Origin of the sequence: Flavobacterium sp. UBA4854 (assembly GCF_002399805.1) — a bacterium.
GTDB lineage: Bacteria > Bacteroidota > Bacteroidia > Flavobacteriales > Flavobacteriaceae > Flavobacterium > Flavobacterium ginsengisoli.
On sequence record NZ_DHEI01000151.1, the window covers coordinates 6,159 to 25,570 of the forward strand.

The 19,412-nt window shown below is 33.7% G+C and carries 18 protein-coding genes; 3 read left to right on the forward strand and 15 right to left on the reverse strand.

Annotated elements, in window-relative coordinates; genetic code table 11:
- The coding region (locus B3J44_RS21775) for a DUF4268 domain-containing protein (RefSeq protein WP_286971384.1) at nt 1-192 on the forward strand (192 nt) is incomplete at its 5' end.
- 155 nt (nt 193-347) lie between these two features.
- Here the strand turns inward: B3J44_RS21775 and B3J44_RS21780 are convergent.
- Genes B3J44_RS21780 through mnmA form a run of 4 tightly spaced genes read right to left on the reverse strand, consistent with a single transcriptional unit; the run spans nt 348 to nt 4,571 of the window.
- Nucleotides 348-758, reverse strand: a complete 411-nt coding sequence (locus B3J44_RS21780) for a hypothetical protein (protein WP_286971385.1) — start codon at nt 756-758, stop codon at nt 348-350.
- 20 nt (nt 759-778) lie between these two features.
- Nucleotides 779-1,723, reverse strand: a complete 945-nt coding sequence (locus tag B3J44_RS21785; RefSeq protein WP_286971387.1) for an NAD(P)H-dependent flavin oxidoreductase — start codon at nt 1,721-1,723, stop codon at nt 779-781.
- An 8-nt stretch (nt 1,724-1,731) separates the two neighbouring features.
- Entirely contained in the window at nt 1,732-3,339 is a 1,608-nt protein-coding gene (locus B3J44_RS21790) for a S8 family serine peptidase (RefSeq protein ID WP_286971388.1), read from the reverse strand.
- Between the two features lie 44 nt (nt 3,340-3,383).
- A complete protein-coding gene (gene mnmA, locus B3J44_RS21795) occupies nt 3,384-4,571 on the reverse strand; it encodes a tRNA 2-thiouridine(34) synthase MnmA (RefSeq protein ID WP_414654825.1) in 1,188 nt (395 codons plus the stop codon).
- 345 nt (nt 4,572-4,916) lie between these two features.
- On the opposite strand from mnmA, the gene B3J44_RS21800 reads away from it, so the two are divergent.
- On the forward strand, nt 4,917-6,794 hold the full coding sequence (locus tag B3J44_RS21800) for a PEP/pyruvate-binding domain-containing protein (RefSeq protein WP_286971390.1): 1,878 nt from the start codon (nt 4,917-4,919) through the stop codon (nt 6,792-6,794).
- Here B3J44_RS21800 and B3J44_RS21805 read toward each other — a convergent pair.
- The 11 genes from B3J44_RS21805 to B3J44_RS21850 form a co-directional block, all read right to left on the reverse strand.
- Nucleotides 6,791-7,348, reverse strand: coding sequence for a DUF4956 domain-containing protein (locus tag B3J44_RS21805; protein ID WP_286971392.1), 558 nt, complete (start codon nt 7,346-7,348; stop codon nt 6,791-6,793). The two genes, B3J44_RS21800 and B3J44_RS21805, sit on opposite strands and share 4 nt — an antisense overlap.
- 89 nt (nt 7,349-7,437) lie before the next feature.
- Nucleotides 7,438-8,163 carry a toxin-antitoxin system YwqK family antitoxin gene (locus tag B3J44_RS21810; RefSeq protein WP_286971393.1) on the reverse strand — a complete coding sequence of 242 codons (726 nt, stop codon included), beginning with the start codon at nt 8,161-8,163 and terminating at the stop codon, nt 7,438-7,440.
- A 95-nt stretch (nt 8,164-8,258) separates the two neighbouring features.
- Complete coding sequence (yidC, locus tag B3J44_RS21815; RefSeq protein WP_286971394.1) at nt 8,259-10,181, reverse strand: membrane protein insertase YidC; 1,923 nt, start codon at nt 10,179-10,181, stop codon at nt 8,259-8,261.
- Nucleotides 10,182-10,260: 79 nt separating this feature from the next.
- Entirely contained in the window at nt 10,261-11,877 is a 1,617-nt protein-coding gene (locus B3J44_RS21820; protein ID WP_278022251.1) for a CTP synthase, read from the reverse strand.
- A 216-nt stretch (nt 11,878-12,093) separates the two neighbouring features.
- On the reverse strand, nt 12,094-12,483 hold the full coding sequence (locus B3J44_RS24290) for a DUF2752 domain-containing protein (protein ID WP_414654826.1): 390 nt from the start codon (nt 12,481-12,483) through the stop codon (nt 12,094-12,096).
- A 12-nt stretch (nt 12,484-12,495) separates the two neighbouring features.
- Nucleotides 12,496-12,906: a DUF4190 domain-containing protein gene (locus tag B3J44_RS21825; protein ID WP_198857019.1), complete on the reverse strand. Its 411-nt coding sequence runs from the start codon at nt 12,904-12,906 to the stop codon at nt 12,496-12,498.
- Nucleotides 12,907-13,010: 104 nt separating this feature from the next.
- On the reverse strand, nt 13,011-13,241 hold the full coding sequence (locus B3J44_RS21830; RefSeq protein WP_008462478.1) for a DUF3820 family protein: 231 nt from the start codon (nt 13,239-13,241) through the stop codon (nt 13,011-13,013).
- A gap of 301 nt (nt 13,242-13,542) precedes the next feature.
- On the reverse strand, nt 13,543-15,471 hold the full coding sequence (gene nagB / locus B3J44_RS21835) for a glucosamine-6-phosphate deaminase (RefSeq protein ID WP_286971397.1): 1,929 nt from the start codon (nt 15,469-15,471) through the stop codon (nt 13,543-13,545).
- Between the two features lie 24 nt (nt 15,472-15,495).
- Entirely contained in the window at nt 15,496-16,875 is a 1,380-nt protein-coding gene (locus B3J44_RS21840) for a sugar MFS transporter (RefSeq protein ID WP_286971398.1), read from the reverse strand.
- Between the two features lie 165 nt (nt 16,876-17,040).
- Entirely contained in the window at nt 17,041-17,922 is an 882-nt protein-coding gene (locus B3J44_RS21845) for a sugar phosphate nucleotidyltransferase (protein WP_286971400.1), read from the reverse strand.
- Nucleotides 17,923-17,928: 6 nt separating this feature from the next.
- Complete coding sequence (locus B3J44_RS21850; RefSeq protein WP_286971402.1) at nt 17,929-19,020, reverse strand: galactokinase family protein; 1,092 nt, start codon at nt 19,018-19,020, stop codon at nt 17,929-17,931.
- Between the two features lie 231 nt (nt 19,021-19,251).
- On the opposite strand from B3J44_RS21850, the gene B3J44_RS24295 reads away from it, so the two are divergent.
- A partial coding sequence (locus tag B3J44_RS24295) for a LacI family DNA-binding transcriptional regulator (protein ID WP_414654827.1) occupies nt 19,252-19,412 on the forward strand: 161 nt, incomplete at its 3' end.

The following is a 19,412-nucleotide window of genomic DNA, read 5'->3' on the forward strand; positions in this document are numbered from 1 at the left end:
GTCTTTGAGAAAAACCACACTTTAGAAAGCGGTAAAACCATCAGCAGAATTTGGGTTGAAAAACTTGGCGTTGGTTTCAGCAATAAAAATACTTGGGATACTATTTTTGATTTTTTCAACGAAAATATGCACGCTCTAGAAATGTTCTATTTAGAATATGATGAGTTTATTAAGGATATTGATTCTTTGTAGTTTAAGACGCTAAGTTTCTGAGATACTAAGTTTATATAGCAAACCCGACAGATTTTAAAACCTGTCGGGTTTATTATTTTTAATTAAATCTGAAATACTTATAATCTAAAAAAACTTAGTATCTCAGAAGAGCTTAACATCTTAGAAGCTTATTTTTAAACTGTAATAATATTATAGACAATAATACGATTGTCATAATTGATATATAATTGTTTTCTGTAATCTTGCTTTTTTCGGGTGATAATTGACAGTTTGCATTCTTTTCCGTCATTATCTTTACACATAAAAGAATAAACGATATCGGTATCATTTTCTTCTCTTTCGATATAATCTAAGATATTGTACAACTGAATTTCCTGAGAATATACTACAATCCTGTGTTTATCGGTATCTAAAACCACCGAAAGATTTACCAGATCAAGATTAGACCATTCTCCCCACTTACCTCTTTCATTTTTCTCTAGAACACTAAATCCTGATGTTTTAAAATGATAAGACTGACTCTGAACCTGTTGCAATCCAAAAGCTAAAAACAGTAACAATATGTAGGGGCGTAGGGAATTCATAAAATATTTCTTGCAGGTAATTAAAACTCAAAAGTACTCTTTTCTTTGGATGCGACTTCAAATTCGGCAATCATTTGTCGAATAATTTCTTCAACCGGCAAAATTTCATGAATCAGACCCGCAACTTGTCCAATTTCTAATTCTCCCTCATCCAAATCTCCTTCAAACATTCCTTTTTTGGCTCTAGCTCTTCCTAAAAGCTGTATTAATTCTTCTTTAGAAGGACATTTTTGGTACAATTCCTGCACATCTTGATAAAATTTATTTTTAATCAATCGAACAGGAGCTAATTCTTTCAATGTCAACTGCGTGCCTCCTTCTAAAGTACTAACTATACTTTCTTTAAAATTATTGTGCGAAGAAGATTCTATAGACGCTGCAAAACGACTTCCAACCTGAACACCATCTGCTCCAAGAACCATTGCTGCAAGCATTCCTCTTCCTGTAGCAATCCCTCCTGCGGCAATCAGCGGAATCTGGATTTTTTCTTTTACCATCGGAATCAAGGTTAATGTCGTGGTTTCTTCACGTCCATTATGACCGCCAGCTTCAAAACCTTCGGCTACGACCGCATCTACGCCAGCATCTTGTGCTTTTAAAGCAAAAACACTGCTACTAACCACGTGAACAACCGTAATACCTCTTTCTTTCAAAAAAGAAGTCCAAGTTTTAGGATTTCCAGCTGACGTAAAAACGATTTTAACGCCTTCTTCAACCACAATATTCATGATTTCTTCGATATTAGGATATAACATCGGAATATTGACTCCAAAGGGTTTGTCAGTTGCTTTTTTACATTTTTGAATGTGTTCTCTTAAAACTTCTGGGTACATAGAACCTGCACCAATAAGCCCAAGTCCGCCTGCATTACTAACTGCCGATGCTAATTTATAACCGCTGTTCCAGATCATTCCGCCTTGAATGATAGGATATTTAATATTGAAAAGTTGGGTGATTTTATTCATTAAGAAAATTATTGCTTGATTATCTTTCCTGTCTTATGCAGTTTATTGGCGTCAAAACTATAAAAATAAAGTCCGCTTTGTAAAGATTGCAGCGACAGAACGGGATTTAAATTACTAATTTTTTCTTCAATTAATTTCTGTCCTAGAACGGAATAAATAGTTACTGATGCTGTATTGTCTTCATTTAAAAAAGAAAAAGTAATCAATGTTTGAGTTGGGTTTGGATAAACTGAAAAAGCAGTTTCGGCAATAAAATCATCAACACTCAAAGTTGCTCCAAAATTTGGTATTCCGTATCCGTAATTGTTATCAGGATTCGCATATCTATCAGCAGATTGCAAAATCATTTGTCTAATTTCTTTATTGGTTTTAGTTGGAAAAGCCTGCCATAAAGAAGCCGCCATTCCTGCCATTATCGGACATGAAAATGACGTTCCGCTTGCTGTCACAATATTTCCATTTGCATCAGAAACTACCGCCGATGCTCCTTGTGCCATAACATCTGGTTTTATTCTTCCATCATAAGTTGGTCCGATAGAACTAGAACTAGCTCTTACTTTAGAAGCATTAACAGAACCAACTGTCAATACAGAAACCGCATCTGCAGGAGCACCAATATGTTTTTCTACTTGAGTCCCTTCATTTCCAGCAGATGCCAAAACCAAAATTCCTTTGCTAAAAGCAATTTCGGCACCGCGAGAAATAAAAGTCGTTGTTCCATTCATCTCGCTATAAGTATGATTGTATCTAATTTCGTCTCTATCCAGAAAATATCCTAATGAAGTAGTAATTATATCGACTCCTAAAGCATCTGCCTTTTCTGCAGCTTCTACCCACAGCGACTCTTCCAACGGAATTTCTTGAGCTTGAATTTCTGTAATAAAAAGGTAATATGAGGCATTTGGAGCAGTTCCAACTAAAGAATTTGCTTTAAAACCTCCCATTGTTGAAAGCACCAAAGTTCCATGAGAATCGCCCGTATAGAAATTGCTATTTCTGGTCGTATAATCATAACCACCTAGAATTTTATTATTATTTCTAAGATTTTCAAATGGCTGTGCGGTATTTACTCCAGGAAAACCGCCATCCATAACGGCTATAATTTTTCCTTCCCCAGTAAAATTCTGCTGATGGAGAACTTGTCCATTTAACATCTGAATTTGATTCGCAGAATTTCCGTAAGAATAGTCAATTGTAGTTTTTAACTGTTCGTGAACTTGGTTTACCGAAGCTTCAGAAACTCTTTTCCCTGTAGTATTTAAAGTTCTATCGGCAAACTCTACTCTAGAAACAAAAGACAGTGATTTTAAGGCATTAATGTTCGATTGAGTTCCCTGAACATGAAGTGCATTGAGCCATTTTGATTGCGCTTTTACTGTAATTCCTGCGCTTGATGTAATTTGATTTATATACGAAGTTTCCAAAGGAGCATCAGTAATATCTAAAGCAATATTCTGGCTCGTTCTTCGATCCAAGGCTCTTTGAGAAAGCTCGCTTAACGGATTGACATAAAAAGCTTGTGCATTAGGTTTACCATTAAAATAAACCCACGCATCTTCTTGTGAAAATACTGTAAACGAAAGAAGTAATAAAAGAAAAGTAAAGCTACATCTCATCAATTTATACCTTTAAGGGATTTACTCCCAAATAAAGTATAAAGCTAAGAAATTACTCCCGAACCAACTAATTCATTTTCTAAATACCAAGCAACAAATTGTCCTTCTGTAATAGCAGACTGCGGTTCTTCAAACTCAACATACATTCCGTCTTCAAACTGATATAAAACAGCTTTTTGCAAAGGCTGACGGTAACGAATTCTAGCCATTACTTCCATTTTATCACCAGCTTTCAGCGTCATGTCTTCTCTAATCCAGTGCACTTCAGATTCTCCAACAAAAAGCGCTTTTTTAAACAAACCTGGATGCTGGCTTGACATGCCTGTATAAATAGTATTGGTTTCAACATCTGTAGCAATTACAAACAAAGGATCTGTTGTACCACCAACATTTAGACCTTTTCTTTGTCCAACTGTAAAATAATGTGCGCCTTGATGTTTTCCAACTACTTTCCCCATTGTTGGAATGTAGTCTAATTTTTGAGATTCTAACTTTAATTTTTCTTCTAAAGAAAGTTCAGCCGATTTCTCAACAGTATAGATCGGATCATTTTTATCAATCTGAACAATTTTACCTTCTTTTGGCTGTAGTTTTTGCTGTAAAAATTCTGGAAGACGAACTTTTCCAATAAAACATAAACCTTGAGAATCTTTCTTTTCAGCTGTAACCAATTCCATTTCGGCAGCAATTTCGCGTACTTCTGGTTTTGTTAAAGCTCCAATAGGAAACAAAGCTTTTGACAATTGCTCTTGAGACAACTGGCATAAAAAGTATGACTGATCTTTGTTCACATCATTTCCAGCAATCAATTGATAAACCGTTTTTCCGTCTACTTCAATTTCACTTTTTTGGCAATAATGTCCTGTTGCTACATAATCTGCACCAAGACTTAAAGCGATTTTCATAAACACATCAAATTTGATTTCGCGATTACAAAGCACATCAGGATTTGGAGTTCTGCCTTTTTCGTATTCGTTGAACATGTAATCAACGATTTTTTCTTTGTACTCTTCGCTTAAATCAACAGTTTGAAACGGTATGCCCAGTTTTTCAGCAACAAGCAAAGCATCGTTACTGTCTTCCAGCCAGGGACATTCGTTAGAAATAGTAACCGAATCATCGTGCCAGTTCTTCATGAAAAGGCCAATAACTTCGTATCCCTGCTGCTGCAATAGATATGCTGCAACACTAGAATCTACTCCACCCGAAAGTCCAACAACTACTCGTTTCATTTTGAAATGTTTAATTTTTTAAGGTTGCAAAGGTACACCAAATAATAGAAAATTTCACCATGGTTTTCATTAGTTTAAGCAATCCCGCAGTAGATAAAACTTATTCTGTTTTTGCTCGTTGAACGAAATCGAATAATTAATAGAATAAAAATCAAATTTGATCTGCTAAAATCTTTTAAAATCTGCGTGAAATACTTTTTTCGATCGATAACTTTCACGCAGATTTATACAGATTAAAGCAGATTTGCAAAGATTTAAATTTAATTGGACAGTGTAAAATTGACAAAAACAATTTCACCCAATGAGTTCTTTTTTTAATTACATTTAATCATCTATTTGTATTATATGAAAAAATTCATTTACAGCTTATTCTTCCTTTTCATCTTAACCTCGCTAAGTGCGCAGCGATTTAGCGCGTCCCTGCAAAATTATGAAGCTTACAAGGCATTTAGAGGAAAACCTTTGTCTGATAAATTTTCGAATATCGAATCGGTAAAAGTGATTTATGATATGCGAAAACAGAAAATGTATTATTTCAACAGTAGCGTTATTTTACTTCACTATGATTTCGTTGTCAATTATTTGGGCTATAGCCAAGATCTTGAAATATTTAATAATGAAAATTACAGCGATACAGAAAAAAACAGAGATTTTCTTCTCGGAAATTTAAATCACATAAAAGGAACTGACAAATGGATTTTTGAACTCGCTGCATCTGATCATATGCCAGTTCCATTAATTGAACGTTTTTTTGGTATGGTTAAAAATTCCACATTTATTGGCGAAAAACTAAAATTCTATTTGAACAATCCCGATATGATGCAATGGTATCAAGAACAGAAATTCAAAATTCCGTGTGTTAAATCAGATTATATTTTTGGCGAAATCAAATATCAAGAAGTTGTTAGAGGAACTAATATTGGAATTCTAAAAAAATACAAAATCAAGGAATTGGAATCCACAAAGCCTAATTCTGACGCAATCATTATTTTGGATGGAACACCTGATGTTCTTCCAAATGTGCGAGGAATTATTGTAAATGAACTCCAGACGCCTTTAAGCCATTTGGTTCTTCTAGGAAAAAACAGAAAGATTCCCATTATGGCTTATACCAATATTGAAAAAGATAACAATATCAAAAAACTGCTTTCTAAAAAAGTAGAATTAAAGATAGAAGTCGATACTTTCTTCATCAAAGAAACAACCAAAAAGATTCCAGTAAAAACATCTGGAAAAAAGAAAAAGCTCATTATTGATAATAGCATTACCGAATTAGTGAACTTGGCTGAAATTCCAAAAAAGGGAGTTAATTATATTGGTTCAAAAGCACAAAACATGGCGTATTTAATTGCGATTTCAAAAGAAATTACGTTTAAAGTACCCGAAAATGCGCATGCTATTCCGTTTTACTATTATACAAAGCATATTCAGAATCCTACTATTTCTCCATTAATTGCAGAACTTTTAGCCTTTCCGCAAAAAGATTCTATAATTTGGATCAATAAACAGCTTAAGAAAATTAGAGACGCTATTAAAAAAGAACCTATCGATCCCGAATTAATTTCGAAATTAAACATCGCTTTTAAAGATGCAAAATTCAAAAACTTCAGATTTCGTTCTTCTACAAACGCAGAAGATTTGGATGATTTTAATGGTGCTGGATTGTACGATTCTAAAACAGGAATTATAGGCGATTCGATCAAAACTTTCGAAAAAGCGATCAAACAAGTATGGGCAAGCGTCTGGAACGAGGCTTCGTATAACGAAAGAGAGCTTTTTGGAATCGATCAGCACAATATTGTCATGGGTGTTTTAGTGCATCGTTCTTTTCCTGACGAGCTAGCAAATGGCGTAATTATTACCAAAAATATATTTAGAGAAAACTTTCCAGGAATTACGGTTAATGTTCAAAAAGGAGAAAACTCAGTTGTAAAACCCGAAAAAGGCGAAATCTGCGAACAATTTGTAGCGTATCATTTTAATGACGGAAAGGACGAAACCGATTTTGATATCGACTATACTTCCAATTCAAATTTAAATAATAACGAACCTTTATTGACCCGAAAAGAAATGAGTAATCTATATGATGTCAGCAAAAAAATTGAAACCAAAATGTATCGTTATTGGCGCAAAAACCAATTTCATCCTGTAGATATTGAGTTTAAAATTGTGGGCGAAAAAAGAGATTTATACATTAAACAAGTTCGTCCTTTCAACGATTAATAGAATACTAATAAATCTATTTCGTTGTTTGCAGTATTGATTAGTACAATTCTAAAATCAAAATCTTCAATCTTAATTTTCTCTTGAATTGATTTTCTAATTATCTCTGTCTTTAAAGAAAAATTATCGTCAAGAGAAATTTTCATATCAACGGAATTTAGATATTTTGACGCTTTCTTATTGACAATAATTGAAGCTGCTATATAAAATCCGATGATTATGATCTGAAAGAATAATAATAATTCAATCTTTTCAAACGGATACATAATGTCTAAAATAGACAATGTGATTGTTGCAAATAGAAAGATGATTGCATTTACTGTAAAGGATTGTGTCCTAAAACGGAGTATTGAAAAAATGGCAAATAATCCAAACCCTATTCCGACACCAATTTCGATTTTAGTAAAAAGATAACAAAGAGAAAAAGTACAAAGTCCGACAATAACCATCAATGGATTTATGGTTGCGTTATCTTTTCTATTGGAGAAAAAATACAGAACTAAAATTGAGCAAAACAACAGTAAAAATCGTCCTAAAAGTTCATTTAAATCCATTAGTTAGAATAATTGGTTAATCAAATGTAAACAATTTATTCTTTACCTATTTTATTTTTTAATGAATGAATTCTGAACTTTTTAGATTGCTACTTTTTCGGCGCTGCGCCTTTTTCAGAAGCTTTATTCGTGTTTTTAGGATCACTCATATTCACTTCTTTCACTAATTTTCCTTTCTGATAAAACTGCCACATTCCAGCTTTTTTACCATTCACAAATTTACCTTTAGAAGCAACCGATTTGTCTGAATCATAAAAAACGGCATCTCCATTATATTCGTTATCTTTAAAGTTAGATTCTTCCAAGAGTGTTCCGTCTACTCCCATTTTCTTATATGCTCCTTCTTTTAAACCATTTTTGTACATCATCTCTTCAGCAATTTGAGCATTTGGGTAATAAATAGTTTTTAAGCCATCTAATTTTCCATTTTTATAATTCTCAACTGTCATTAAAACTTTAGAAGCTTTGTGATAATATTTCCATTCTCCATCACGTACTTTTCCCACTTCTTTTCCTTCGCTTACTTTATTTTTATTTTGATCAAAAAAAATAGTGTACGAACCTCCATCATTTGCACTAAAATCTCTTGTAGCAATAACATCTCCTTTTTTTGTATCATCAAAAAACTTAAAAACACCTGTTTCTTTTCCGTGATCAAAAGTTCCTTCGTAACGTGGGCGTTTAGATTCGGCGTAAGTTCCTTTCCAAAATCCATCTTTTTTTCCAGCTGTATCTAGTTTGTTACTTTCTGTCTGCGCATTCGAAATTAATGTTATTAGGAATAATACCCCAGATATGATATTTTTTGAGATCATAATAAATTCTATTTTTTAAGCTTAACGAAAATCTTAATTATAAAGTATAATGGTATAAAAAAATCCCGATAAATCGAGATTTTTTTTATTTAGAATTATTTCTTCTTTTTATTCTGTGCTTGAGCTTTTGCTGCTTCTTGCTGTTCCATTACATCTTGAAGACGCTGTTGGAACTTACTTGGCTTTTTAGGCTCTCTTTGTTTGTTTTCTTGAATTTGAGCGTGAATTTTATCACTGTCTACAATATAATTCTTGATAACAAACATAATTCCGATTGTAATTAAGTTTGAAATAAAGTTATACAAACTCAATCCTGATCCGTAATTATTGAAGAAAATTAACATCATTAATGGCGAAACATAAATCATGATTTTCATCATTTTTGCCATATCTGGCATACCTTCTTGCTGAGGAGCTGCCATTTGCTGATCTCCTGAAGTCATTTTCATGTAGAAGAAAATCGCAATTGCCGCCAAGATTGGGAACAAACTGATGTGATCTCCGTACATTGGAATATTGAATGGTAATTTTACCACCGAGTCAAAAGATGATAAATCGTCTGCCCAAAGGAAGCTTTTTTGTCTTAATTCAAATGCTGCAGGGAAAAACTGGAACGATGCATACATGAAAGGCAACTGAATCAATGCCGGAATACATCCTGCCATTGGGTTTACACCTGCTTTGTTGTACAGTTTCATTGTTTCCTGTTGTTTCTTCATTGGGTCTTTTTTGAATTTTTCTCCCAACTCTGCAATATCAGGTCTTAAAACTTTCATTTTAGCCTGAGACAAGAATGACTTATAGGTAATTGGCGACATGGCCAATTTGATGATAATTGTAAAGATAATAATCGCAATACCTAATGATAAACCGATTGTTGAACTTAAGAATCCGAATAACGGAATGAAAATCCATTTGTTGATCCATCCAAAGATTCCCCATCCTAATGGAATAATCTTTTCGAAGTTTTTATCGTATGCTTTTAAAGTTTTGTAATCTGCAGGACCCATATACAAATTCATTTTGTAATCGATCTCTCCATTTGAAAACGCTAAAGGCAAATTAGCTCTAAACTGTTTTGTGAAAACAGTATCAATTTTATCATCTTTAACTAAATCGTCAGATTGTAATTTTGAAGTTTCAAAAGGTTTATCTGTAGATAAAATTGTAGTAAAGAAATGCTGTTTAAACGCTACATAACTAACTTTTGTAGGAGTTTCTTCTTTACCTTGCCCGTGCGAACTTACGTTATTGTATTTTGATTCTTCGTATTTGTAATCAATTTGTGCATAACGGTTTTCATACGCAACGCTTTTTTCGTTTCTGTATGTTTTTAAATCCCATTGCAAATCAACTGGTTTAGCAGAATTTAAAACTCTGTTTAAACCTTGAGAACGAATATCAAAACCAACTAAATAATCGTTTGGCTTTAAAATGTATTTATATTCTAAGAATTCATTTGCTCCAGCTTTCAAACGCATAGAAAGAACTTGGTCTGCACCAATTTTTTCTAATGTTGGCTCAAAATATAAATCTTTAGAATTTAATGTTCTATTATCTGTAGTAAGAAGCTGTAAATTTAAGTTTGAGTTATTATTTTTAATTAACTCAACTAACTCACCAGAACCTTTTTTTAATCTTTCGAATTCTTTTAAAGTAGCTTCAACAATGTATCCACCTTTATTTGCAATCTTTAATCTTAATTTTTCGTTTTCGATTGTAGTAAAAGCTTCTTTTGCAGAAGGAAGTGTTGCAGAATAAGCAAATCCTCCTAAAGTTTTTTGCAATTGCGCCAATTGAACTGTATCTCCAGGAGTTACAGCTGCAGCTGGTAATGATGCCGTTTTTGCTTTATCTGCTTTTGCTTGTGCTTCTTGTTTAGCAACTAATTCTTTCTTGGCTTTTTCAGCAGCGATTTCTTTTTCAGAAGGTTGATTTTGGTACATAATCCAAATCAAAATTCCAAAGATCAATACAAAACCAATGATTGAATTGAGGTCTAATTTTTTTTCTTCCATTATAATTTAAAAAAGTTATTCATTGAAGCTTATTAGTAATGAGTTGGTCTCAAAAGTTACAAGTTTCTCAAAATATTAATTACTGTTTTTTATGTGCATTTACTGCAGCTGCCACAAAGTTTACAAAGATTGGGTGCGGATTTGCAACTGTACTCTTGTATTCTGGGTGGTATTGTACACCAATGAAAAATGGGTGGTTTTCAAGCTCTACGATTTCTACTAAACCTGTATCAGGATTAACTCCAGAAGCTTTTAAACCAGCTTTTTGCAATTCATCAGCATATTTATTGTTGTACTCATAACGGTGGCGGTGACGCTCCGAAATAGTTTTTTCTCCGTAAATTTTGTATGCTAAAGTGTCTGGTTTAATATCACATTTCCAAGCACCTAAACGCATTGTACCTCCTTTATCGGTTACATTTTTCTGTTCTTCCATTAAACTCACAACCGGATGAGACGTTTTATCGTTCATCTCTGTAGAGTTCGCTTCTGCATAACCCAAAATATTTCTAGAATATTCGATAACAGACATTTGCATTCCTAAACAAATTCCGAAGAAAGGAATGTTGTTTTCACGTACAAAACGAACTGCTTCGATTTTTCCTTCAATACCTCTTTCACCAAAACCTGGAGCAACTAAAACTCCGTCTAAAGAGCCTAATTTCTCTTCTACGTTATCAGCATTGATATGCTCTGAGTGAATAGAAATTACGTTTACTTTTGTTTCGTTTGCAGCTCCTGCATGAATGAACGCCTCTAAAATAGATTTGTAACAATCCTGCATTTCTACATATTTCCCAACCAAACCAATGTTTACCGTTTGTTTTGGGCTTTTTAATCTTTTTAAGAAAGTATTCCAGTTTTTAAGATCTGGAGATGCTTTTTTAGGTAAATCTAATTTCTTTAAAGCTACAACGTCTAATCCTTCTTCAAGCATTAAGTTTGGAACTTCATATATAGTAGAAGCATCAATTGACTGAATAACTGCTTCTTTCTTCACATTACAGAATAAAGCTAATTTCTGGCGTAACTCCTGAGACAATTCGTGCTCTGTTCTACAAACCAAAATATCTGCTTTAATTCCGCTCTCCATTAATGTTTTAACAGAGTGCTGAGTTGGTTTTGTTTTTAATTCACCTGCAGCAGCCAAATAAGGAACTAATGTCAAGTGAATAACAATTCCGTTATTTTCACCTAACTCCCAAACTAATTGACGAACAGATTCTATATAAGGTAGAGATTCGATATCACCAACCGTTCCACCAATTTCAGTAATTACAATATCATAATCGCCAGATTTACCTAGCAATTGCATTCTGTCTTTGATTTCGTTTGTGATATGAGGAACAACTTGAACCGTTTTTCCTAAAAATTCTCCTCTTCTTTCTTTTTCAATAACCGAAAGATAAACTCTTCCTGTAGTAACATTATTAGCCTGAGAAGTAGGAACGTTCAAGAAACGCTCGTAGTGTCCTAAGTCTAAGTCCGTTTCAGCTCCATCATCTGTCACATAACATTCTCCGTGCTCGTACGGGTTTAGTGTCCCCGGATCTACGTTAATATATGGATCAAATTTCTGAATTGTAGTGCGGTATCCTCTTCCTTGTAACAATTTTGCCAAAGATGCCGCGATAATCCCTTTTCCTAATGAAGAGGTCACACCTCCTGTAACAAAAATATATTTTGTTTGATTCATTCTGTTGTTTGTTTGTAAGTAGTTGTGTAAAAAACTTGGCAAAAGTACAAATTTAATTAGACAATTTATCAATTCCAGAATGAGATAATTTTTAAAATTTTAAGCACATTTTATTTTATATACTTCCCTATCAATTATATTATCAAAATGAATGCTTTTTATCATTATTAGCTAAAAATTCATAACTAAAACTAAAAAACACAATGTAATTAATTTCTAATAAGGAAGTATTAAATTATAAAAACAAAAAAGGAAAGAAATTGCACTTATAGATACATCAAAAATTAATACTTTTTTGAATATGGAAAAAGAAATGATCCAATTAACCAAAAACCTAGCAATAAGCTGAAAGCAAAAGAAACAAAAAATTTTTATAGAAAATGGATTGTAAGCAATCGCCTCTTGAAAATGAAATCGAAGGATTTGAGAAAAAGCTCTTGTAAGACCACGGCTTTTACAGTATGCGAAAGGCAATCCTTCACAGGATGATTGCAAACCAAAATTTAAATAGGGAAGAAAAAAGCAATAAAAAAAGACAAACATAATTAGGAAAGCCAGAATTACGTTTATCTTTTTATAAGAATCAATTTCTTGAGAAAGAAACATTTATTCAAGAAATTATTTTACAGTAGTTTCTATTGTAGTAGAATCTACCTGTACTTTTACATTTAAAGAATCATCTGTTTCTATTTTTTCTATTTTGACAGAATCTAAAGCTCTCTTAATTTCATCTTTGTGTTCTAAAGCCATAGAACCTACTGAGCCTACAAAAATAGCAACCCAGATAATAACAAAAACTGTTGCTGCGATTCCTAAATAAAGACCTGCTTTTGGCAAAGAAGTAGATGCATTTTCTTTTTTTGCTTGATTTAAAGCAATTGCTCCAAACACAATCGCAAGGACGCCAAATATTACAGCTATAAAACCAAAGCAAGGGATAAATGCTGCCAATACACCTATAATACCAAAAATTAAAGCGATAATACCTAGCGACTGACCAGCATTTGAAGAAGGTAAATTGTTTTCCATAAAAAATTGTTTTGTTAGTTCAGACAAAAATAGAAAACGACTAACACAAACTATAACTATAGAATCTAAGTTATTAACAATTAAATTAACCTTCTTTTTCTGAATTAAGGTTTTGGATATTGTTTTTTGATATTTCGAATCAATTCTTCCAATCCGTTCAATTTCAACTCATAAATTAATTGTAATTGTTGCCCTAATTCTCCTTTTGGAAATCCTTTATTATGATACCAAACCACGTAATATTCAGGTAAATCTATCAAATATTTTCCCTCGTATTTTCCGAAAGGCATTTTGGTGTGAGCTAATTTTATGAGTTGTTTTTTATCTTGATCCATAGTTTTTAAGAAGAAAGAAGCAAGATTTAATAGATTTTCTGCTTATTTCATTTTATGCAAAACTACCATTTATTTTTTCTTTTGCCACTCCCGATAACTATCGGGATAAAAGGATTCTCACAGATTAAAACTTAGCTTCTCAGCAACTCAGCAACTTAGAATCTAAACAAAAAAAGAAGCAAGAAAAAAGAATATTATTTCATTTCTTCTTCCTGCTTCAAAAATATTATTTAAGCTTTATTACTAATTTTCTAAAAGACTAAAAAAACTTAGAATCTCAGAATCTTAGCAGCTTAGAATCTTAATAGTGCCATCTCACGAAAGCTTCCATTGCAGCATAAGTCGCAAGACCTAATTGGTGGTACAATTCTGCTGTTTCACGGTTTCTGTCTTCCGCTCTCTGCCAGAACTCTCTTGCGTCTGTTCCTTGAAAAACAACACCGTCTTTTTGAGATTGGTGTTTGAAAATTCCGTGACGTTTTGCCAAAACCTGATCAGGGCTCATTGGAACTGCCATTTCAACTTCGTCAATCCCCCACTCTTGCCAAGCTCCACGGTATAACCACAACCAGCAGTCGTTCATGAATTCTTTTGGTTTTAAAACTTTTACCGCTTCAAAAATCGCATCCAAACAAACTTTGTGTGTTCCGTGTGGATCTGCTAAATCTCCAGCTGCATAAATTTGGTGCGGTTTAATTTTTTCAATTAAATCAACCGTCAACTGAATATCCTCTGGTCCAATTGGTTTTTTCTCGATTGTTCCTGTTTCATAGAAAGGCAATTCCATAAAGTGAATTTGAGAATCTGGAAGACCAACAAAATGACTTGTAGCTCTAGCCTCTCCTTTTCTGATTAAACCTTTAATATAACGAACTTCTGGAATATCAATTTCGCTGTTCTTTTTGTTCTGCAAGAATACTTCAGCTTTTTTGTAGATATTATCTGCCTCTTCGCTTTTGATTCCGAATTTCTCGTTGTAATCAATCACGAATCTAGCAAAACGAAGCGCTTCATCATCAGCAACTGCAATGTTTCCAGATGTTTGGTACGCTACATGCACTTCGTGCCCTTGTTCTTGCAGACGCATGAAAGTTCCTCCCATACTGATAATATCGTCATCAGGGTGCGGGCTAAAAATCAATACACGTTTTTTAGCTGGCTCTGCTCTTTCAGGGCGATTTGTATCATCTGCATTTGGTTTTCCACCTGGCCAACCCGTAATTGTATTTTGTAATTTATTAAATATCTTAATGTTAGTATCGTAAGCTGGACCTGAATCTGCCAACAAATCGCTCATTCCGTTTTCGATATAATCTGCATCAGTAAGCATTAAAATTGGTTTTTTAAGATCTAATGCTAATCCTAAAACTGCTTTACGAGTTAATTTGTCTGTCCAAACGATTTTCTCAACCAACCAAGGTTTATTGATTCTTGTTAGTTTAGAAGAAGCTTCTTTATCTAAAACAAAAACCGCATTGTTGTGCTCTTGCAAAAATGAAGCTGGAACTCGGTTTGTAACTTCATCTTCAACAGATTTTTTTACAATGTTTGCTTTTCCTTCACCCCAAGCTAACAAAATCACTCTTTTTGCTTCCATGATTTTTTTAACACCTAGCGTAATCGCAGTTCTTGGCGTATTATTTAAACCAAAGAAATCTTTACTTGCCGCAACTCTTGTAATATGATCTAAAGCCACCAAACGAGTTTTAGAGTTTTGAAGCGAACCAGACTCATTAAATCCGATGTGTCCGTTTCCTCCAATTCCAAGAATCTGAAGATCGATTCCGCCTAAAGCTTCTATTTTAGCTTCATATTCGTGGCAATAATCTGCAATTTGTTCTTTAGTTAAAAGTCCGTCTGGAACGTGAGCGTTTTCAGGTAAAATATCGACATGATCAAACAAAAGTTCTTTCATGAAACGAACATAACTGTTGATTGAATTTGGTTCCATTGGATAATACTCATCCAAGTTAAAACTGATTACGTTTTTGAAACTCAAACCTTCTTCTTTATGAAGACGCACTAATTCAGCATACAAACCTTTTGGAGAAGAACCAGTAGCTAATCCTAAAATACAAGGCTTTCCTTCTTTTTGTTTTTCTTTGATTAAAGACGCAATTTCTTGCGCTACTTCTTTTGAAGCATCTGTTGAGTTTTCGAAAACAACTGTGTTAATGTTTTCGAATCGTTTTTCGAAACCTGTTGCTTTGTCGATTTTACTTTTTAACATGATATATTAATTTTTATTTTTTGTTCAACTATTCCATTTCCTGTATTTATGCCCTTTAACAGCATAAAACAAAATCATTGCATAAGAAGGCAACAGCATTAAATATGCTAACTGATTTCCACTTTTCGAAACCTCTTGCATATTTTTTGCAACATTTGCAGAATTGATACTTTCTGTAATCATTCCGTAAAAAAGTGGAAAAACTGCTCCACCGATAATTCCCATAATCAAAATAGCACTTCCAATCTTTGTATAACCTCCTAAATCCTGCAGAGCCATTGGCCATATTGCCGGCCAGCATAATGCATTTGCCAATCCTAAAAGCGCCACTAAAAGTATTACTAAAGGTATATTTGGAGTTCCAGGCAATGCAATCATTATCTTTGGAGAGATCAAAACAATTGCCGTAACTAACACCAAACCAAGTAATCCAGACACTTTTAAAGCAGTGACTTGCGAAACATATTTAGGAATCAAAACTATACCAAGAATATAGCCGATCACCATTGCTGACATGGTAAATGAGGTTAATTTGAGATAAAAATTCCCTTCTTCACCGTAAACTCCCAATTGTTTTCCGAAAGCTCCGATTGAATCCCCCGCCAAAACTTCGGCAGATAAATACAACATTAGAGTTATTACTCCTAAAACCAGCTGCGGGTGCTGAAAAGCATTTTTAATTTGTTTAAAAACACTCAATTCTGACACATTTCCATCTTCGCCCAAATCAATTTCTGGAAGAGGAGAAAATTTCACCATTACAGCTAAAACTGTAATAATCAACCCCATATAAAGATACGGTGTTTGTAATTGCAAAGCAAGAGAATTTAATGCGCTAGTTTTTGCAGCTTCATCCATCAAGGCAATTTTGTCTGCGGTAAAGTCCTGCATATTAGACAAAACCAAAATAGTAAGCACAATTGGCGCAACAAAACCCGCCAATTTATTTGCAATTCCTAAAACGCTGATTCTTGCAGCAGCACTTTCTCTTGGGCCAATTACAACAACATACGGATTTGAAGCTGTCTGCAAAACTGCCAAACCAGTTCCCATGATAAATAAAGCTAATAAAAACAAGAGAAATGTACGACTTGAAGCCGCTGGATAAAACATAAAAGCTCCCGCGGCAATAATCAATAATCCTAAAGAAATTCCGTTTTTATATCCCACTTTTTCAATAATATAAGAAGAAGGAACTGCCATTACGAAGTAGGCAATATAAAATGCGAAAGTCACAAAATAGGCTTGCGAAGAAGTTAGTTCGCAAGCTAATTCAAAAAACGGAATTAGTGGTCCGTTAAGCCAGGTTACAAATCCTAGAATAAAAAACAATAAGGTCAAAATTACCATCGGAACAATGGTACTTTTTTTCTCCAGCTGTAATGTACTTTGAATGTTTGTCATAATTTTTGGTTGATTTAGTTATAGATTTATTTAATTCAAAATCTAAATTAGAATCAACTCTCACATTATTGATTGCGTAATTTATGCAAATATCTGCATTTTTTTTGCAAAACAAAAGTACTACATTAAATTTCCTTATTCTCTAATTTAGATATGAAAGTTTTGTTAATTTTTATTATTCCAATTTAAATCAGGATAATATTTTGCCAAATATGTTTTTACTTCGGCAATATCTTCTTTAGCAGTCAGGTCAGGAACGTGCTCAGAAAACGGAATTCCGATCGTTGTATTCGGATTTTCCTTAACGGAGTTCAAAAGAACCGTCGGAAGCTCCTTTTCATCACGCTCCGGATGAACAGGGCAATTTTTAAGATGTATATATAAGGTCTTGCCGTTAAACTTAAAAGCATTCATACTAACACGTATTTTTCCTTCCGCATCTTTATATTGCTCCAAATCTTCTTCTGTAGGTTTTTCTAAAATATCCAACAACTGATTATTCTGGTCCAATTTTGCAATTGCAAAACGGGAAATACGCTCTAGCGGAAAATCCATTGCATCGCGATCATAACTAATAAAAGCATTCGGACTTTCGGTTTCCCTTAAAGCTCGCAATGCTTCAGCCGAATACAAATTATCGCTATTGCAAACCGAATAAAACTGCGAATTTAATTCTGGATATTGCTCAACAGCCTGAAAAAGAGCATCTGCAGTTCCAAAAGGCTTTACTCTTCCTTCAGGAATATACTGAACAGCAAATGAAATATTGAGTCCGTGAAAATCGTTATCCTTTATTTTACTTCCATAAAACTCTTTAAATAATTCTCCTTGTTCTCCTATTATTATATAGATGTTTTTATAGCCTGCTTTTTTCGCATTCCATAAAAGATAATCCAAAAGAGGTCTTCCGCTTGAACCAACACCTATTAAACCTTTACTTCTTTCGTTGGCCTGCACAATTTCTTCTGGAGATAAATTATCTGTAACCGCTTCTTTTTTCATACGAGAAGAAGCTCCGCCGGCTAGAATTACTAAACTGTCATGCATTTTATTTTAAATTTCAATATTATCAATAATTCGTACTCCTGGATCAACATTTACCGCGTAAGCTTCTTGGGCTCCAGCATCTAAAATCGCTTTTATAACTGCGTCTTCGTTTTTAGGATCGGCAATTACAACGATACTTCCGCCACCGCCAGAGCCTACAATTTTTGCTCCGTATGCTCCTGCTTTTAATGCAGCGTTAACCATTGCATCAATTCTTGGAACAGTTATTTTCAGTAAATCACGCAAAACTTCATGATGACCATTCATTAATGCTCCAATTTTTTTAAGATCTAAAACTGGTTTTTCGAATTCCTTTAACGCTTCTTTGGTATAATAGTAATTCTTGATTGCCGCTTCAAAAAACGGAATCATACGATCTGGAAGGCAATTTCTGTATTTATCCAAATCCTCTATTTCAGCAGCATTTAAATCAAACTGTGGATAATTCTGCTTTACAAGATCAATTGCCATTAAAGCATTGCCTTTTAATTCGCCAAGCAAACCAATAGTTTCCTTTGGAACACCTGAAACTCCAGTAATCAATCCTTTTAATTCTGTTCCTATTACATTAAAAGAAAACGGTTTTTTTGTATTGATATAAACGATATTTCCAACGCCAATGCTAAAATGATCCATCATTCCGCCAGGTTCTCCGTGTTCCAAAACTTCAGATTCATAACCTAATTTAGAAAGAAATTCGGGCGTAACTTCATGATCGACTCCAAAAGCTTCTATCAGAAAACGAATCCAAGCCATCAGCAAAGCCGACGAACTCGATGTTCCCGAATTAATCGGAATATCTCCAGTAATTGTAATATCATAACCAGACGTAGGCTTACAGCCGTGTCTGCGCAATACGCGCAATGAGGAAGCAAAATAATCTCTTGATTCTAATTTTTCGAAAGCCTCGTGTATATCAATAACTCTAATTTCATTAATATCAACCATATTCAGAACAAATGTCTCGGTCTGATTTTCTGTTGCAATCAATTTAATATTTCGATCTATCGCACAGGCTATAACAGGCAACCCTAAATAATCTTGATGATCTCCAAAAAGACAGGTTCGGCCGGGAGCTAATGACGTAATTTTTTTCACTTAAACACTTTGTGTTAAAACACTTTATTTCAATAAATTAAAGTGCTGTTTGGTTATAGATTTATTTTAGTTTTTTGGTTTTGATTTCACGAAACTAGAGATTATATTTTTATAAAACAAGAAAAAATATAAAAATGTGCTCGAACACACTATTTTTATGTTCTCGAGCACATTTATTAATTCTTACAGAAAAAATGCGTTTATTAAATCAAAGTTTTTATATTTGTCTATATGGATAAAAAGTACACAATTAAGGATATTGCGCAAATGGCTGGAGTTTCTAAAGGAACTGTAGACCGTGTTCTGCACAACAGAGGAAAAGTCTCTCCTGCTGCACTCGAAAAGATCAATGAGGTTTTGAATGTTATTGATTATGAACCCAACTTAATTGC

What these genes read in the sequence shown, in the direction of transcription:
- B3J44_RS21780 (WP_286971385.1), bottom strand. Translation starts at nt 758, where the DNA reads ATGAATTCCCTACGCCCCTACATATTGTTACTGTTTTTAGCTTTTGGA.
- B3J44_RS21785 (WP_286971387.1), bottom strand. Translation starts at nt 1,723, where the DNA reads ATGAATAAAATCACCCAACTTTTCAATATTAAATATCCTATCATTCAA.
- B3J44_RS21790 (WP_286971388.1), bottom strand. Translation starts at nt 3,339, where the DNA reads ATGAGATGTAGCTTTACTTTTCTTTTATTACTTCTTTCGTTTACAGTA.
- mnmA (WP_414654825.1), bottom strand. Translation starts at nt 4,571, where the DNA reads ATGAAACGAGTAGTTGTTGGACTTTCGGGTGGAGTAGATTCTAGTGTT.
- B3J44_RS21800 (WP_286971390.1), top strand. Translation starts at nt 4,917, where the DNA reads ATGAAAAAATTCATTTACAGCTTATTCTTCCTTTTCATCTTAACCTCG.
- B3J44_RS21805 (WP_286971392.1), bottom strand. Translation starts at nt 7,348, where the DNA reads ATGGATTTAAATGAACTTTTAGGACGATTTTTACTGTTGTTTTGCTCA.
- B3J44_RS21810 (WP_286971393.1), bottom strand. Translation starts at nt 8,163, where the DNA reads ATGATCTCAAAAAATATCATATCTGGGGTATTATTCCTAATAACATTA.
- yidC (WP_286971394.1), bottom strand. Translation starts at nt 10,181, where the DNA reads ATGGAAGAAAAAAAATTAGACCTCAATTCAATCATTGGTTTTGTATTG.
- B3J44_RS21820 (WP_278022251.1), bottom strand. Translation starts at nt 11,877, where the DNA reads ATGAATCAAACAAAATATATTTTTGTTACAGGAGGTGTGACCTCTTCA.
- B3J44_RS24290 (WP_414654826.1), bottom strand. Translation starts at nt 12,483, where the DNA reads ATGTTTCTTTCTCAAGAAATTGATTCTTATAAAAAGATAAACGTAATT.
- B3J44_RS21825 (WP_198857019.1), bottom strand. Translation starts at nt 12,906, where the DNA reads ATGGAAAACAATTTACCTTCTTCAAATGCTGGTCAGTCGCTAGGTATT.
- B3J44_RS21830 (WP_008462478.1), bottom strand. Translation starts at nt 13,241, where the DNA reads ATGGATCAAGATAAAAAACAACTCATAAAATTAGCTCACACCAAAATG.
- nagB (WP_286971397.1), bottom strand. Translation starts at nt 15,471, where the DNA reads ATGTTAAAAAGTAAAATCGACAAAGCAACAGGTTTCGAAAAACGATTC.
- B3J44_RS21840 (WP_286971398.1), bottom strand. Translation starts at nt 16,875, where the DNA reads ATGACAAACATTCAAAGTACATTACAGCTGGAGAAAAAAAGTACCATT.
- B3J44_RS21845 (WP_286971400.1), bottom strand. Translation starts at nt 17,922, where the DNA reads ATGCATGACAGTTTAGTAATTCTAGCCGGCGGAGCTTCTTCTCGTATG.